This window comes from Spiroplasma taiwanense CT-1, assembly GCF_000439435.1.
Lineage (GTDB): Bacteria > Bacillota_I > Bacilli_A > Mycoplasmatales > Mycoplasmataceae > Spiroplasma_A > Spiroplasma_A taiwanense.
The window spans coordinates 466,372-484,079 of the sequence record NC_021846.1; the positions used below are offsets into that span (position 1 = coordinate 466,372).

14 protein-coding genes are annotated in these 17,708 nt (G+C 22.9%); 13 read left to right on the forward strand and 1 reads right to left on the reverse strand.

Translation table 4 applies throughout. From position 1 onward, the window contains the following. The first annotated feature begins 21 nt into the window (after positions 1 to 21). From STAIW_RS02345 to STAIW_RS02405, 13 genes are all read left to right on the forward strand, one after another. A complete protein-coding gene (locus STAIW_RS02345; protein ID WP_020834258.1) occupies positions 22 to 993 on the forward strand; it encodes a hypothetical protein in 972 nt (323 codons plus the stop codon). Positions 994 to 1,005: 12 nt separating this feature from the next. After that, the gene (gene parC / locus STAIW_RS02350; RefSeq protein WP_020834259.1) at positions 1,006 to 3,660 is read left to right on the forward strand and encodes a DNA topoisomerase IV subunit A; all 2,655 of its coding nucleotides are present in this window, start codon (positions 1,006 to 1,008) and stop codon (positions 3,658 to 3,660) included. 658 nt (positions 3,661 to 4,318) lie between these two features. Beyond that, positions 4,319 to 4,645, forward strand: coding sequence for a hypothetical protein (locus STAIW_RS02355; protein ID WP_020834261.1), 327 nt, complete (start codon positions 4,319 to 4,321; stop codon positions 4,643 to 4,645). Further along, entirely contained in the window at positions 4,646 to 4,840 is a 195-nt protein-coding gene (locus STAIW_RS02360; RefSeq protein WP_020834262.1) for a hypothetical protein, read from the forward strand. Between the two features lie 65 nt (positions 4,841 to 4,905). Further along, entirely contained in the window at positions 4,906 to 7,128 is a 2,223-nt protein-coding gene (gene recD2, locus STAIW_RS02365) for an SF1B family DNA helicase RecD2 (RefSeq protein WP_020834263.1), read from the forward strand. Positions 7,129 to 7,147: 19 nt separating this feature from the next. Beyond that, a complete protein-coding gene (scm1, locus tag STAIW_RS02370) occupies positions 7,148 to 8,335 on the forward strand; it encodes a motility-associated protein Scm1 (RefSeq protein ID WP_020834264.1) in 1,188 nt (395 codons plus the stop codon). A 158-nt stretch (positions 8,336 to 8,493) separates the two neighbouring features. Continuing rightward, positions 8,494 to 9,639 carry an N-acetylglucosamine-6-phosphate deacetylase gene (nagA, locus tag STAIW_RS02375; protein ID WP_020834265.1) on the forward strand — a complete coding sequence of 382 codons (1,146 nt, stop codon included), beginning with the start codon at positions 8,494 to 8,496 and terminating at the stop codon, positions 9,637 to 9,639. Continuing rightward, entirely contained in the window at positions 9,629 to 10,210 is a 582-nt protein-coding gene (locus STAIW_RS02380) for a hypothetical protein (protein ID WP_020834266.1), read from the forward strand. The genes nagA and STAIW_RS02380 overlap by 11 nt, the downstream gene beginning before the upstream one ends. Further along, positions 10,203 to 11,183, forward strand: coding sequence for a Gfo/Idh/MocA family protein (locus STAIW_RS02385; RefSeq protein ID WP_020834267.1), 981 nt, complete (start codon positions 10,203 to 10,205; stop codon positions 11,181 to 11,183). Before STAIW_RS02380 ends, STAIW_RS02385 begins: the two co-directional genes overlap by 8 nt. After that, positions 11,179 to 11,847 (forward strand): deoxyribose-phosphate aldolase, encoded by a 669-nt coding sequence (deoC, locus tag STAIW_RS02390; protein ID WP_041618829.1) that lies wholly within the window; start codon positions 11,179 to 11,181, stop codon positions 11,845 to 11,847. The genes STAIW_RS02385 and deoC overlap by 5 nt, the downstream gene beginning before the upstream one ends. Before the next feature lie 29 nt (positions 11,848 to 11,876). Next, complete coding sequence (gene msrA, locus STAIW_RS02395; RefSeq protein WP_020834269.1) at positions 11,877 to 12,368, forward strand: peptide-methionine (S)-S-oxide reductase MsrA; 492 nt, start codon at positions 11,877 to 11,879, stop codon at positions 12,366 to 12,368. A gap of 103 nt (positions 12,369 to 12,471) precedes the next feature. Then, a complete protein-coding gene (locus STAIW_RS02400; RefSeq protein ID WP_020834270.1) occupies positions 12,472 to 14,490 on the forward strand; it encodes a hypothetical protein in 2,019 nt (672 codons plus the stop codon). 55 nt (positions 14,491 to 14,545) lie between these two features. After that, positions 14,546 to 16,417 (forward strand): PTS transporter subunit EIIC, encoded by a 1,872-nt coding sequence (locus STAIW_RS02405; RefSeq protein WP_020834271.1) that lies wholly within the window; start codon positions 14,546 to 14,548, stop codon positions 16,415 to 16,417. A 12-nt stretch (positions 16,418 to 16,429) separates the two neighbouring features. On the opposite strand, the gene coaBC is transcribed toward STAIW_RS02405, so the two are convergent. Continuing rightward, positions 16,430 to 17,614, reverse strand: coding sequence for a bifunctional phosphopantothenoylcysteine decarboxylase/phosphopantothenate--cysteine ligase CoaBC (gene coaBC, locus STAIW_RS02410; RefSeq protein ID WP_020834272.1), 1,185 nt, complete (start codon positions 17,612 to 17,614; stop codon positions 16,430 to 16,432). Positions 17,615 to 17,708: the final 94 nt, after the last annotated feature.

The following is a 17,708-nucleotide window of genomic DNA, read 5'->3' on the forward strand; positions in this document are numbered from 1 at the left end:
AATTGGAGGGTAATTCAAATTATGCAAGTTTTAACTTTTCAAAAAAAAATTAATTATATTTTAGAAAAAATTGCAGAATATAATAAGATAAATAATGATATTAAACGTTTTGGTATTTTTAATAGTTTTAATATTTTTCATGAAATTGATGGTGAAAATTTGTATTTTGATATGAAAAATACAGACGATGAAGGTGGTATTTCATTAGCTTCTATAATCTCAGAACAGTGGATTCAAATTAATACTTCATTAGATAATGAAATTAATTGATTGATAAAAACAATTAATCGTTTTATTGAAAAAGCAAAAGAATCAATGAAAAAAGCAAGAGAACTTGCAAAACCACATGTAGGAATATTGATTTATGATGAATTTACCGATTCCTATTATTTAAATCCAATTACAGGTCCAATTTTATTAAGATCTAAAGAAATTGCAAAAGAAATTTCTTCAACAAGAATAGATATCTTCAATATTTTTATCAATTTGAAATCAATTTTTCTGGAAGATCATCAATTGGGAGAGATTATTGGAAAATCTTCAGAATTCATTATTGAAAAAATACATAAATCTTTAAAATTTATTAAAGAATCAGAACTAAAACTTGCAAGAATTGAAGGAATACCAAGATATGTTGCCAACTTAATACAAAATAATGATAAATTATTATTTAATTCATATGCAACTGTTGATTTTGGTCTAGAAATAATAAAAATAAATAAAGTAAATGAAGTTTTAATAGAAGCTGAAAAACTCAAAATTGATCAATTAGAAAAAATATATCTTCAAGTGAGAAGAGATGAGGAAGTATCAAAAATCATGATTGATTTAGCTAGAAGTTTAATTTCAAAAAATGATCCTAAAATGTATTTTCAAGAGGGGTCATCAGGGTTATGGTTTCTTTCAAAAGAAGGAAAAAAAACAATTCAAAATTTAAATATCATTGATTTTATTGATAATGATATTAATGAAATTAATTTTGAGATTAACTAGGAGGAATGAAAAATGTCAAATAATAAGGAAAAGGGAATTTTAAATTACTCACTTGAGGATTTGATGAGTGATAGATTTGGAAGATATGCAAAGTATATTATTCAAGAAAGAGCACTTCCAGATGTAAGAGATGGCTTAAAACCTGTTCAAAGACGTATTTTATTTACTATGAATGAATTAAACTTAACTCATGATAAAGCATATAAAAAATCAGCACGTATTGTTGGGGATGTAATTGGTAAATATCACCCACATGGAGACACTTCTGTTTATGACGCATTAGTGCGTATGTCTCAACATTGAAAACTTAATGTCCCATTAGTGGATATGCATGGTAATAATGGTTCAATTGATGGTGATAGTGCAGCTGCTATGCGTTATACTGAAACAAGATTATCAAAAATAGCAAGTACTTTACTTGCAGATTTACAAAAAAATACAGTATTATTTGCTCCCAATTATGATGATAGTGAAAAAGAACCAACAGTTCTTCCAGGTTATTTTCCAAATATTTTAGTAAATGGTGCAACAGGTATTGCAGCAGGTTATGCAACAAATATGCCACCTCATAATATTGGAGAAGTAATTGACGCTACAATTGCAACAATAAAAAAACCAAATATTAAACTTGATGAAATTTGTAAAATAATAAAAGGGCCAGATTTCCCAACAGGAGGAATTTTAATGGGCCAAGAAGGAATAGAATTTGCTTTTGAAACCGGTAAGGGAAGAGTTATTCTTCAATCAAAAATGCATAAAGAAGAAAATAAAATTGTAATTGATGAAATTCCTTATGAAGTAGTAAAACAAGATTTGATCAGAAAAATTGGAGATGTAATTGATGCAAATCAACAAATTGAAGTAAAAGAAGTTAGAGATGAAACAGATAGAACTGGTTTAAGAATTGTTATTGAGTTATCAGAAAAAGCAGACTATGATTTAACAAGAAAATTTTTATTAAAAAATACTCCTTTGCAAATTTCTTATAATTATAATAATGTTGTAATTGTGGATAAACAACCAAAGCAATTGGGAATAATTTCAATATTAAAAGCTTATATCAGCCATTACAAGGATGTTTTTACAAAAAAAACTAAATTTGATTTAGATAAAGCAGAAAAAAGATTAGAAATAATTGATGGTTTAATTAAAGCAATTTCTATTTTAGATGAAGTAATTAAAATAATTAGAGAATCTTCAAACAGAAGTGATGCTATTTTAAATTTAATTAATAAATATCAATTTACAGAAACACAAGCAATTGCAATTGTAGATTTAAGATTATATAGATTAACTTCAACTGATGTTGTTAAATTAGAAGAAGAAAAAAATGAACTTGTTAAATTAATAAGTGACTTTAAACAAATTCTTGGAGAGCCAAAAGTTTTAGATAATAAAATTATTAAACAATTAACAGAAACTAAAAATGAATTTAATGTTGCAAGAAGAAGTGAAGTTGTAAAAGAAATCGAAAATATTGAAGTAGAATTCAAAAAAACAATTGTTGAAAAAGATTATACAATTTGAATATCACAAGATGGATATTTAAAGGCAATTGAAGATTCACAATTAGGAAAACATCCAATGAGTGATTTTAAAAGGAAGCCAAATGATATTTGAATATCGCAAGTTCCTGCTTCAAGTTTAGATTTTTTATTGCTTGTTTCAAGTGCTGGAACTTACTATTCAATTCCAGTTTATAAAATAACTCCAAGTAAATGAAAAGAAACAGGAATGCATATTAATCAAGTAGCAACAATATCAGGACAAGAAAAAATTTTGGCTGCTTTTGTTGTTCATAAGTTTGCAAATGCTAAACAAGAAATTCTTTTAGCAACAAAAAAAGGAATGATAAAACGTACTCCTATTGAGGATTTAGAAACAAAAATGTTTTCAAAACCTTTTAGAATTATGAAATTACAATCAGAAGATGAATTAGTATCTGCATCATTGGTTACTTCAAAAACAAAAACAGTTACAATGTTAACAAGAACTGGTTTTGCTGTTAGATATGACATTTCTGAAATTCCAAGTGCAAGTGCAAGTGCAAAAGGTGTCAAATCAACAGTGGTAAAAGATGAAGATATTGTTGCAGGAAAAGCATTTTCAGAAGGTAATATTTTAATTATTACAAACAAAGGAAATGTTAAAAAAATTAAACAAGATCATGTTCCAATTATGAATAGACCAAAACGTGGTGTAAGATTGTATCCTTGAAATAAAAAACGAGATGAATTTGCTACTTTTTTATATAATGTACAACAAAATGATATTTTAAACATTTTAGATGAAGAAGATAATTTAACTCAGTTACATGTTAAAAATTTTAAATTTGCAGATTCAGAAGATGTTCCTGAGGATTTGGATATACCTGAGATTATAACTTCAACTTTGGAAAAATCATTTATAATTAAAAATGGTGATATTCCACCTGCTCCAAAAAGTGGTGATGATGAAAATAATGGAAGTAAGGGACATTCAACACCAAGTTCAAGTAGAAATTTAAAACTAGAGAATAAAGAAAAAACTAATCAACCAAAAGGTGATAAAGTTTTAAAATCAAAAACAGAAGAAATTGTAAATATTGTATCAGAACAAAAAGAATTAAAAACAATAAATGATGAAGATACAAGTGAATTGAAAATTGATGTAGAAGATTTAATATAAAATGACAAATAATTGTCATTTTTTTGTTTTTTAATAAATAAAAATTTTTAATTATTTTAAAAAGATAATTTACAAATAAAATGGTATAAATAATATGGACTAAAAATAGCACATAAAAAAAGAAAGACTTTTGTCTTTCTTGCCTAAAAGATCACGTACTTAACATACGTTTAAAATTCAAAGTTTATTTGATTCTCCCTAAAAATCTTTAAATAATAATAAATAGAATTTCAAAAAAAGTCAATAGAAAAAGGTGTCAAAGAAATGTATATTTCAATTGATGAATCTGGTGTTGATAATCCTGTTATAAATAATTATATGATTATAGGAGGTTTTTTTGTAAGAGCATTTCTCAAGCTAGATCTATTCATAAAAAAATTGAAAAGGAAATTAAATTAAAAAGAGGATGAATTGTTGAAAACTCAAAAGAATTAAAAGCAAAAAATTTGAATTATAAGGAAAAGATATTTATCTTAAATGAAATTACAAAAATTAAAAACTTTGTCCCATTTTGTATTTATTTTGATACAAAAAATAAAAATTTATTAAAAAATTTAAAAATCCAAATGAAAAGTATAATTTTTTATTAAACCAATTATTAGATAATTTATACTTTGAACACTTAAAAATTAATAATATTGTTAATTTAATAATTCATTTGGATAATAGAACAATAAAGACAAGTTTCAAATTATCTGTAAAAAAATATATTTCAAATAATTCAAATTTAGGATATAAAATAGAAATTTTAGAAGCAAAATTTTTAAATTTAAAAAATAACAGAGATATTCAAATAGCAGATTATATTGCAATTTATTATTTTGGAAAACTAAATTATCCACTAACAGATAAGGTCTCAAAAGATATTGATTCAATTTATAAAAAATTTATTTATAATTATCCATCAAATTATATTAAACATCAAACAATTATAACCAAAAAAGAAGTTGGTAATAATTTTGTAGTTTTAATTAAAAAAATGTAAATGAATATAGCTAATTTGAATTTGCAAATATCTATAGAAGATATTCAAAAAACAGTGTATAAAATGGAAAATATAACTTTAACAAAATTTGCAAATAACACTTTATTAATTCAAGGGAATAAATTAAAAATTAAAAATTTTTTTAAAGAAAATTTTAGTGATTTATTAGTAACTTTTAAAAAATTATTTTTTTAAATTTATTGTACTTATTTAATAAAAATTAATTAAAATAAAAAAGATGTTATTAATTTGGAGGTATTATGAAAACTTACAAAGGAAAAATTAATAAATTTCTTTTTAAAGGAAGCAACGGCTATGGCGTTGCTCTTTTTACTTTGTTTGAAAATTCAAAAAAAGCATTAATAATTGTTGGTACAATTTCGACAATGGAAAGTGAAGTTATTTATGAAATAACAGGAACAGAAGTTGAAGATTTTAAAAGAAAACAAGTTAACTTTAGTGTAACAAGTTTTAAGCAAACAAAATCATTCGATAAAGAAGGGTTAATAAAATATTTAAGTTCACCTTTATTTCCTACAGTTGGTAAAAAATTAGCAGAGCAAATCGTTGAGAAATTTAGCGAAAATATTTTTGAAGAAGTTCTTGAAAATAAGCAATTATTATTAGAAGTAAGTGGAATGACTGAAGCAAAAGCTGAAATAATTTATGATGTAATTGAAAAAAATTTTAGTGATAAAAATATTTTAAATATTTTTATTCAAAATAATTTAAAAATAGAATTTTGAAATGAATTAAAAAATGAGATTAAAGATGAAAATTTAATTGAAGATATTTTAAAAACATCATTTTATCAATATGCGTATGATCATAAATTTTTTCCTTTTGAAGAAGTTGACAAAGTTGCCTTACAATTTGGTCAAAATATTAAAGGTGAAGAAAGAGTTGCTTGATATTCACACGAAATAGTAAAAAAAATATTATTTTCTACAGGTAATACTTATACTAATTTTATAAATTTATATAAAGAATTTAGTTTAAAATTACCATTAAATATTTCTCAAGTAGAATTTGAACAATTTTTAGTTTATGCAAAAACTCAAAAAATATTGTATTTTAAGGATAAAAAAATATATACAAAAGAAAGTTTTGAAGATGAAGTTTACATTGCAAAAGAATTAGCAAACTTGAAAAAACGTTCTTCTTTTATTAATAATGATTTTGATTTTGACAATTTATTACAAATTGTTCAAGAATTTTTTAGTAATAAAATGAATAAACCTGACTTTAAGTATAATGTTGAACAAATTGAAGCAATTAAAAATTTTGTAAATAATGGTGTTTCAATTGTTACTGGTGGTCCTGGAACTGGAAAAACTACAGTTATTGCAGCTATTGTAAAAATGTATGAATTAATTTTTAAAAATGCTGAATTTGCAATAACTGCACCAACTGGTCGAGCAGCTGGAAAAATTAAAGATGATTCAGGTTATAAAACTTCAACAATTCATCGTCTATTACAGTATACAGGAAACGATAATTTTGAGGCAAATGAAACAAAACCAATATATAAGGATTTAGTTATAATTGATGAGTGCTCAATGATTGATAATCATTTATTTGCTTCTCTTTTAAAAGGAATAAAAGGTATTAAAAAAATAGTTTTAGTTGGTGATGTTGAGCAACTTCCAAGTGTTAGTTATGGGAATCTTTTTGAAGACTTAATAAATTGTAGTGAATTTTCTACAACAAAATTGAAAATTAATAATAGACAAAAAGAATCAGATGGAGGAGAAAATTTAATAATTAAGCTTGCAAACGTAGTAAGAGATGAAGAAATTGAAAATTTCGATTTTATAAATTCATCTAATGTGAATTTTTTATTTAATTCAGAATCAATGGAGTTATTAAAAAAATTAAAAACTAATTATTTAAATTTAAATCCGAATTCATTACAAGAACAATTAACAGATATTCAAGTTATTGCTCCAATGTATAAAGAACAGTTAGGAATTACAAATCTTAATAAAATTCTTCAAGGTATTGTAAATCCAAATAATTTAAATTCATACAAAAGGTTTGATTATGAATTTAGATATAATGATAAAGTAATGTACACAGAAAATGACCCATTTTTAGAATTATCAAATGGTGATGTTGGATTTATTAATAAATTTGAATATTTAAATAATAAATTAAGAGAAGCTGTTTTGACATTTAGTGAAAGAAAAATTGAAATGGGTTTAAAAGCCTTTAATAATGTAACATTAAATTATGTTTGTTCAATTCATAAAACTCAGGGTAGTGAATATAAAAATGTTTTTATTGTTTTAGACAATTCAAATAGAACAACAAATTTTTTTGTAAATAAAAAAATGATTTACACTGCGATCACTCGTGCAAAAGAAAAATTATTTATTCTTTCAGATAAACAAACTTTTATAAATGCTTGTTTAAAACAATCAATTCAAAGAGAAACAACTCTGAAAAATTTTATCATTGAGGAATTTAAAAATTATTTATAATAAAGAAGAGGTAAAATAAATGAAGAATAAAAATATTTTCATTACAAATATAATTTTGGCAATATTGATTATTATTACTCTTATAGTTACATTAGTACAATTACTTTCAATTGATGTTTCAAAAGAGTTAAATATTTGAAGTTGTAAACTTAATGATTTTTCAAAAAAACTTGAAACAAATATTTCAAATCCAATTGATTTAGCTTATTTTTTATTTGGGTTTATTGGATTTTCAGAATTAATAGCACACAATTCAATTTCAATGATTTTATTTGCTATTGGGTGAGTTGTATTTTTACCAATTTTATTCATATTATTTTCATTTTTTTTAACAACATATATAACATTATTTTGTGTAAAAAGAATAAGAAGAGAAATGGATTATAAAACTGTAAAGACTGCTGGAAAATGAGGAATGTATGCTTCTTTTTTATCTTCAATATTATTTTCATTAATAGCATTGCTTTTAGTTTCTTTTTTAGAACCTTCTTTTAATAAGAGTCAACTATCAAGCAATCTGCAATTAACTAAAAATTATGATGCTTTTTCAATAATTACTTTACTAACTTATTTAACAAATTCAACTATTTTTGGAGCAGCATCAAATGACTTTTTAGAATTTTTAGGTCAAAATTTTAATCTTCCTTTATTTATTACAACAGTTATATTTTTAGTAATTTTTTTACCAATTAATGGTTTAGCATTAGTATTCTTTTCTTCAATGTGAGTTTCTACTTTCATTACTGATAGAGGTGGAACACATTCTAAATTTTGATTGTGATTAAAAAATATTAGAATTGATTCAAAAAGAGAATATTATGGTCTTGTATTTAAAAATATTTGATTATGACTTCTTGTTGTTAGTTTCTTTATTACAATTTTAATGCCAGGCTTAATACACCCATATGAAAATCTAACTCAAATATTAATTGCAGTGTTTTTTATAATAATAGCACCATTAGTTTTTTTACCAATTATGGTAGGAATTTATATGGCTGCAAAAATTAAAAGATTTAATTATAATTTATTAATGTTTGTACAAATACTTGTTTTATTATTTACAGTTTTGGCATTACAAATTAATATTTGAATTTTTTTAAAAGCAGATATAAATGTATCAACAACAATTAGTTGTTTAGTACCGTTAATAACTATTTCTTTAGCAATGTTTGGATTTTTTGGATTTATAAAATTTCAAAAAAGATAATTAATTTTTAGAAACAATATCATTAATTGTTTTTCTGGTATTAATGAATCTTTACTATTTAAACAAAAATAATATTAAATAAACCTTTTAGGTGATTTTTTCTTTTTTTGATCTTTTTAAATTTATTGTCTTAAAATATTAAAGATAGGAGTTTTAATATGATAATCAAAAATGCAAAAATTGTTTTAGAAAATGAAATTATTGAAAAGGGTTGAATTGAAATAGAAAATGAAATAATAAAATCTATTAATAATGGAGAAACTGATTTAGACGGAATTAATGCAAATTTAAATTGATTAGTTCCAGGTTTTATTGACTGCCATGTTCATGGAGGATATGGAGTTGATTTTGAGACTGGTACTATTGAGGGATATAAAAAATTTGCAAAATTAGTAGCTCAAGAGGGAATTACAAGTTATGTCCAAGGAAGTGTAACTAATTCTAAAAAAAATAATCATAAATATTTTACTGAATTTAAAAAATTTATGAAAGATCAAGAAAAATTGAGTTCAAAATGTTTGGGATGTCATTTGGAAGGCCCATTTATTTCACCAGAAAAAAAAGGTGCTCATGAATTAGAACTATTAGAACTACCAAATATTAATTCATTGCAAGAATTAATTGAACTATCAGATAATAATATTAAAATTGTAACTTTTGCACCAGATCTTCAAGATGGTACTTTTACAAAATATTTAATAGAGAATAAAATAATTCCAAGTGCAGGTCATACAAATATTAGTTTTTCAGATTGTCGAAAAGATTTTAATTTAGGTGTAAGACACATTACGCATTTATTTAATGGAATGAGTGGTGTTTCACAATATGAACCTGGTTTAGCAACATGAGCTTTATATAACGATGAAATTTTGTGTGAATTAATAACAGATGGTATTCATATTCACCCAGATACCTTAAAATTAATTTATAAATTAAAAGGTCCTGAAAAAATTTGTATAATAACTGATGCAATGAATGCAAAAGGTTTAAGTGATGGTGAATATAAATTAGGGAATTTGGAAGTTATAAAAAAAGGAATGAAAGTTTCTTTAAAAGAAAGTGGTCTTTTAGCAGGTGCTGGGGCTACATATGATCATAATATTAGAGTAATGAAAAAAACAATAGAAAATTTATCAATGAGTGATTTAATAAAAATGACTTCAATTAATATTGCCAAACAATTAAATATTTTTGAAAAAACAGGAAGTATTGAAATAAATAAAAAAGCAGATTTGGTAATTTTGAATAAAGATTTATTTGTTGAAAAAACAATTATTGAAGGTAAAATTTCATATGAAAAGTAGTTCAATAAACCCCAAAAGTTTTTTAATAGTAAAATTTTTATTAACTGTTAGTTTATTTTTAAATTACACTATTAATTTAGTTGTTTTGTTAAATGTATTAAAAAGTCAATATAATAATTTTTGAATTGATAGAAATCTTTATTTTTCTTTACAAATTGTTCTATTTATATTTTCTGTAATTGCTTTTTTATTATTTATACTAATTAGATTTCACTTACACAAGAAAATGCAATATAAATATAACAAAAAGGAACTTATTCAAATATTTTTACTTTGTATATTTGTTTTTCTTATCATAACAATGAGTCTTATTGTAATTTTTATAGATAGTTATTATTCTATTAATAAACTTGCATTTGTAATTTCATTAACTATAATTGAAATTGCTTTTGGTATTACTTCTTCAATTCTTGAAAGTTTTTCAAGAATTAATGAACAAGCAATTGTTAATAGAGAATGAAAATTAGAACCAAAAGACAATTTACTTGAAGAGGAAAAAAATGAAATAAAATCTACACAAAAAAATAAAGTTAAAAATCCATTTTTAGAAGGAGAAGATATAGATGATTAAATTTGCAACTATAGGAACTTCAATTATAACAGAAGAATTTATAAAATCAGCAATTAAAAATCCAAATATTAAAATAACTTGTTGTTATTCAAGAGATAAAGTAAAAGCAAAAGAATTAATCAAGAAATTTCAATTATATGCAAAAGCAGTAGATCAATTTGAAATTTTAGTAGATGAAATTGATGCAATTTATATTGCTTCTCCAAATGGTTTACATTATGAACAAGCAAAATACTTTTTATTGCAACAAAAACATGTTTTTTTAGAAAAACCTTTAACATTAAAATATGAACAAGCAATTGAATTATTTGAAATTGCAAATAAAAATAATGTAATTTTAATGGAAGCTTATAAAACAGTACATGCTCCTCAATTTTCAAATTTAATTGAGTTTGTAAAAAATTTTCAACCTTTTATGGCAAGTTTTAATTTAAATAAATATTCTTCAAGAATGCAAAAAGTTAAACTTGGAATATATGATTCTGTTTTTGATGCAAATTTAGGGAAAGGTTCAACATATGATTTATTAGTTTATCCAGTTGAATTAAGTATTGCTTTATTTGGACCTGTAAAAGAATTAAAAGCAATGGGACAAAAGTTACCAAATGGAAGTGGTTTAAATGATTATGTAATTATAAAACATGAAAATGATGTAATTGTGAGTATAGTTTGTAGCAAAGCAAGTGAAGGGAAAATTAATAATCAAATTTTATCTGATAATGCAACATTAGTATTTAATAATGTAATTCAGTTGGAAAAAGTAGAACTATATAACAATATTGATTCTAGTAAAAAGGTATTATTCGTAAAAGATGAAAATCAAAATTTATTTGATTATGAATTATCTGTATTTTGTAAAATGATATTGACAAATAATTTTGATTTAAGAGATTATTTACTTGAGACTTCATGTGAAGCAGTAAGAGTTTTAAATTTGATTGAAAAAAATCAAGAAGAATTAGGAGAAAATTAAAATGAATTTAAATAAATATATTGATCATACATTATTAAAAGCTGATGCTTCAAAATTTGAAATTGAAAAATTATGTAAAGAGGCAATTGAATTTGATTTTGCAACAGTTTGTATAAATCCTGGAAAAGTTGCATATGCTAAATCAATTTTAAAAGATACAAATGTTGGAATAACAACAGTTATTGGTTTTCCACTTGGAGCAACAACAACTGAAGTAAAAGTTTTTGAAACAAAACAAGCATTAGAAAATGGTGCAACAGAAATTGATATGGTTATTAATATTGGTGCAGTAAAAGATAAAGATTGAGAATTTGTTTTAAAAGATATGAGAGAAATTAAAAATATTGCACCAAATAATAAAGTAAAAGTAATTTTAGAAAATTGCCTATTAACAAAAGAAGAAATTGTAAAATGTTGTAATTTAGCTCTTGAAGCAAATCTTGATTTTGTAAAAACATCAACTGGTTTTTCAACTTCTGGGGCAACCTTTGAAGATATAAAATTAATGAAATCAATTGTAAATGATAAGGCAGAAGTTAAAGCAGCTGGGGGAGTTAGAACTTTTGAAGATGCATTAAAAATGATTGAAAATGGAGCAACAAGATTAGGAACAAGTGGAGGAGTTTCTATAATAAAAGGTCAAGATAATAAATCAACTTATTAAATATTTTAAAAAATAAAAGAGGTGAAAAAATGAAAGAAATTATTTTAGCTGCAGGTTGTTTTTGAGGAACTCAAGCATATTTTGATAGAACAACAGGAATTGTTAAAACTGAAGTGGGTTATGCTAATGGTAATAAAGATAGCATAACTTATCAAGAAGTTTGTAAGGGAAATACTAATTTTGTAGAGGTATGTAAAGTTATTTTTGATGAATCAAAAATAACTTTTGAAAAATTATTAGAGGATTTTTTTTCAATAATAAATCCCACATTATTAAATAGACAAGGCAATGATATTGGAACTCAATACAGAACAGGAATTTATTATAATGGTGATGATAAAAGTTTTTTTGAAGAAAAAGTAATTAGTAAAATTTCTCAATTAGAAGAGAAATTATCTAAAAAAGTATATACAGAGTTTTTACCATTACAAAAATATGTTAAAGCAGAAGAATATCATCAAAAATATTTGGATAAAAATCCAAATGGATATTGTCATATTGATATTACAAAAGCAAAATAATTCATAAATGTTTTTTATGTTTAAAGGTCTTTATTTTCTTCAATAAATAAAAGCCATTTTTTGATATAATTATAGTGATTTTAATCATTTAAGGAGCTTTTTAATGAAAAAAAGTAATAGTGAACATCTAGATTTTGAATTAGATTCATCAATTAGAAAAAGAATTGATGCTTTAGTTGATTTAAATATAAATCCTTCGACAATTAATTTAATAACTGCTGAATTTGCAACATCAAGTGAAAAAATAAGAGAAAATATTGGAAGATACATTGCTAGATTACTTGAAATTGAATCTGCTAGATTGACAGAACAATTTAATAGAGATTCAAAAAATAATAACTATATAAATTTAAAACAACAAATGAATTTAAAAAATCGTGAAACAAATTTATTAAGAATTCAACAAGTTTTTGTGAGTAAAGATAAGCAAAAAAATGATGAAAGTTTTAAAAATAAATTACTTGTTAATAATAATCAAGATAAATTAATAGCAAATATTGATTTTAAAAATGCAATGATTGTAGATAATCAATTAATTTCTGAAGATGAATTGTTAAAAAATAAATTACAAGATTTAGCTAATAAGAAAAGAAAAATTGAATTGGCAATTTCAAATCAAAAACAAAATATTATTCTTGCAAAAAAGCAATATGAAAAAGCAATAAGTCAAGATGATCAAATAACACAAGAATTAAAGTTAAATGTTATTAAATATGCAAATCAAAAATTATTTGAAATTTCAGAAACTATTAAAAAATATAGAACAGTTAATGCGATTCCAGATGAGATAATTATGAATTTTACTGCTATGAATAATTATGAGTATAATGATAATCATACAAATATTTTTTCTAGTAATAAAATAAATTCAAATAATAATCAATTTGAAGAAGTAAAAAATAAAACATATACAAATGAACAACAAACACAAAAAACTTTTGATATTGATCTTGAAACTTTTTTTGATGTTCCAGGTTTTGATGAAGAATTTGAGAGAATTTTTTCACAAACTCCTGATATAACTTCAAAAAAAACTAAATCTTTAAAAGAAAAAAATATTAAAGAAACTTCAAAAAAAATAAGTAAAGAAAATAATAAAAAAATATTTGAAAATAAGAAAAATGATTTGTCAATTAAAAAAACTAATGTAGAAACAAAGTTAACAAATGAGAATACAAATTCTAATATTGAATTAAAGTTAAAAAAAGAAGACCAATATACTGTAGAAAAACCAAAAACAAAAGTTGAAGTTATATCAAAACCCAAAAATGTTAAGCAAAAAGAAAATATTTTAATTGATAAAGATAATCATGTTTCAGAGCTAAAAAAACCTTTAAATAATTTAGTTTCAGATGAAAAACTTAATGAAATGGATTCAGAAAAAATTATTAAGAAATTCAAGAAGAAAGCTAGAGCAAAAGATAGACAAATTGAAAAGATTACACGTGAAAAAGAAAAAATCCTAAAAGAACTAAAGAAATTAAAGGAACAAAATAAAATTGAAGAGTTAAGAAAATTTGAAAATAAGAAAAAAGAGTCAATTGAAAATACTGAAAGAATTCTAAAAAAAGATAAAAGAAAAGTGGAAACATCATTTCAGATATTAGAAAAAAAATGAAAAGCATTGGGTATTAGTAAACAATTATTTTCAAAACAAAAAGCATTTAATGCCGTAAAACATATTAAAGAAAAACAAGCATTAATAGAATCAGAAAAAATAAATGAAAATCCTGGTGCTTTGATTAATTTTATAGAAAATAATTTAAGTGTTTTAAATGAAACAATAAAATATGATATTGAAAAAAAAGCAGATGAAGATATGCTTATAGTAACAGAAACTTTTGATGATGTTGTTGAATTTGATAACAATAAAGAAAATAACTCTTCAAATATTAATAATACTTATGAAAAAATTAGTTTTTCAAATAATCTAAATGATGAAGATTTTGAATTTGAAAATAAAAATAATTGTATTAATGAAAGAATTAATTACTTACAAAAAAGAAAAGATTTAAATATAATTAATTTAGAAGAAATGAAAGAATTAAAAAATAAAAAGAAAAAATATAATCAACATTCAAAAAAACTTAATTTATCAAAATATAGATTAGTAATTAAATAAGGAGATTAACCTTGTTTTTTTATGCTAAAATGATTTTGTAGATTTTAGGTGAATTATGAAAGAACAATTAGAAATAAAAGATTTTAGCTTATCATGATATACAAAAAATAGTATAAAATCATTTTTTAAAAAAGTTGGACATTCTTTTGGTTTCGTAATAGTTTTAATGCCCATTTTTGGAGTTATATTTTCAATTGGAAATATAATCGCAAAGTATGAAAGTGAAGCAAATATTTTTGCCAAATTATTCACCTCAACAGGAAGTATTCTATTTTCAAATATTGGATTGTGATTTACAATTGCAATTATAATTGGTTTTACATCAAATAAGGGTGTTGCAGTTTATTCAGGTATAATATTTTACTTAATCTTTAATATTTTTATTTCATCTTTTATTTCAATAAAAAATGCGGAAAATAATTTATTTAATATTTGATTTTGAAAAAATCTTAATCAAAAAACTTTATTAACAAATTTCTTTTTTGGTAATATTAAAGTTTTTAATTCAGGAGTAATTGGAGGAATAATAATTGGTACAATAGTTACTATTTCTTATAAAAAATTTAAAAATATTACACTTCCAAAAGGACTAAGTTTTTTTGAAAAAGAACGTTTTGTTTTATTAATTACTCCAATTTTTGCTTTTATATTAGCATCATTGTTTATAATCATTTGACCATTAATCGGTATTGCTATGTCATTTTTTGGTTCTGCAGTGGCAAAATCCCCAATTGGTCTTGATGCTTTTATTTTTAGAACAATTCAAAGAATGTTAATCCCATTTGGATCTAGTTTATTGTGACAATCACCAATGTGATACAGTCAAATTGGGGGAGAATTAGCAAATTATCAACAAGATTTATTAATTGAATTTTTATTAAGACATTATGGTGAATCTTCATTACAATGAAAAGATATTTTAAAATCATTACCCCAAATTGATTGAAATTTAGCAGATTTACAAGAAAGTTTTAGCTTAGCATTAAGTCAAAACTCTATTTCTGTTCCTCAAGATTTTAATGAACAAATTAAAATTTGATTTGAAAATACTCAATACATTTGAGATAGAAATCCTGTGGGAGATCAGTTTATTTCAATTGAAGTTTTATCAAATAATTACATAACAATTGATGATTGTTGAAATGTTGGTCTTAGAGTAACAAGGTTTTTGACAGGAGGATTTGTAAATTCAATGTTTACTTTGCCTGCAATTGCTTTTTCAATGCTTTTAGTAACACCAAAGGGTCAAAGAAGAGCAGAGGTAGGAATGTATATTACAGCTTCTCTAACAGCATTTTTAATTGGAGTTACAGAACTAATTGAATTTTTATTTTGTTATTCATTACCTTTATTTTATTTTGCAATTTATTGTCCTTTTAATGGACTTATAGCTATGATAACTTCATTATTTAAAGTAAAAATAGGAACAACTTTTTCAACTGGTTTAATGGATTTTACTTTTAATGGAGTAATTCCAACAGTAAATGGCCAAAATACAAATATATGAATATTGCCAATTATTGGTATATTTTCTGCAATATTAATTTTTATTATTTCGCAATTATATTTCAAAAAGGTCAAGTTTAATCCAAGTAAAATTTTGGATAATAAAAACTCAGATAAGGATAAAGTTTTAGAAGTTTTATCAATTTTTGATGGAATAAAAAATATAATCAAAATTGAAATTAAAGATAATAATTTATTATTAACTCAAAAAAATCAAAAAATAGATGAAAATTGATTAAAATGATTTGATAGTATTAAAAATCAAAATCATGAATTGGCTTTGGAATTTAAACAGGATAAGACTAAAATAATTGAACTATTTGTGGTTTCATTGAATTCAAACTTTAAAATTAGAGAGTATAAGAAACAAGATTTAAATAAGTATAAAGAAATTAAAACAATATTTAAAAATAAGCAATAATTTTGCTTATTTTTAAATATTTTGATTAATTATTTTTATAATTTCTTTTGCAATATTTGATTTATGCATTTTTGTAATGTTGATAACTTCTTTAGTTTTTGTAATAATAATTTTTAATTCATTGTAGTCTGATTCAAGAGCATTTACTAAATTTATAATAAGCATATCCAAGTTTTTTTCATTTATTTTCACTCATGCTTTATTTAAGTCAAATTCATTTGATAATGAAAAGCCAACAAGAAATTGATTTTTCTTAATTTTACCAAGTTCTTTTAAAACATCGATAGCTTCAACTAAGTCAATTGAATTTAATTCATTTTGTTCTCTTTTTTCGATTTTTTTATTTATATAATTTTTAATTTTAAAATCATATAAAGCAGCAGAACAAATAACTACATCAGAGTTGTAATAATTTTCTTTCATTTTTTCAAGCATTTGATTATTTGTTTGTACATAAAAATTTTTATCATCACTTTCAATAGGTATTTGAGTATCTCCAAAAACAGTAATTAATTCTTTTGAATTAGAAGAAAGAATTTTTTTAAGTTCTAAACCCATTTTTCCACTACTTGAATTTGTTATATATCTAACTTTATCAATATAACTTCGTGTTTTTCCAAAATTTAATAAAACTTTTTTATCTTTAAGATTTTCAAATTGAGTTTCTTCATTAAAATAATCATTAATTATTTTACAAACATCTACAGGTTCAATTGCTCTTCCAATTCCATTATGTCCACTTGCAAGTCTTCCTATTGCAGGTTCAATTCAGTCAACATTACTTGTATTTAAAAGTATTTTCTTATTTTTCTCTAAAATAGGATTTAAATACATATTTGAGTTCATACTAGGAAATAAAATAGTTTTAATATTTGTTATTGCAAAAATTAAAGAACAAATATCATCTGCAATACCATTTGTGATTTTTCCAATATAATTATAAGTTGCAGGATAAACAACATTTAGATCGCTGTTAAAAGCAATTTTTACATGTTCTGCATAATGGTGATTATCAAAATAATATTCTTTTTCAAAAATATTGTCTATATAATTAAAATCTGAAAAATTGACAAATCTTTTTGCGTTTTCACTTAAAATAATATTTATATTATAGTTAGTTATTAATAATTGATAAAGTTCTTTTGCTTTGCTTGCAGCAATTCCTCCAGTAATTATTAAATTAATTGTTTTTTTCACTTTTCCACCTCATTATATAAGAAAAATATAAGTTTATTTATATAATAAATGAGATTAAAAAAAATTAAAGTTTTTTTCATTTTTTTTAAAAAAA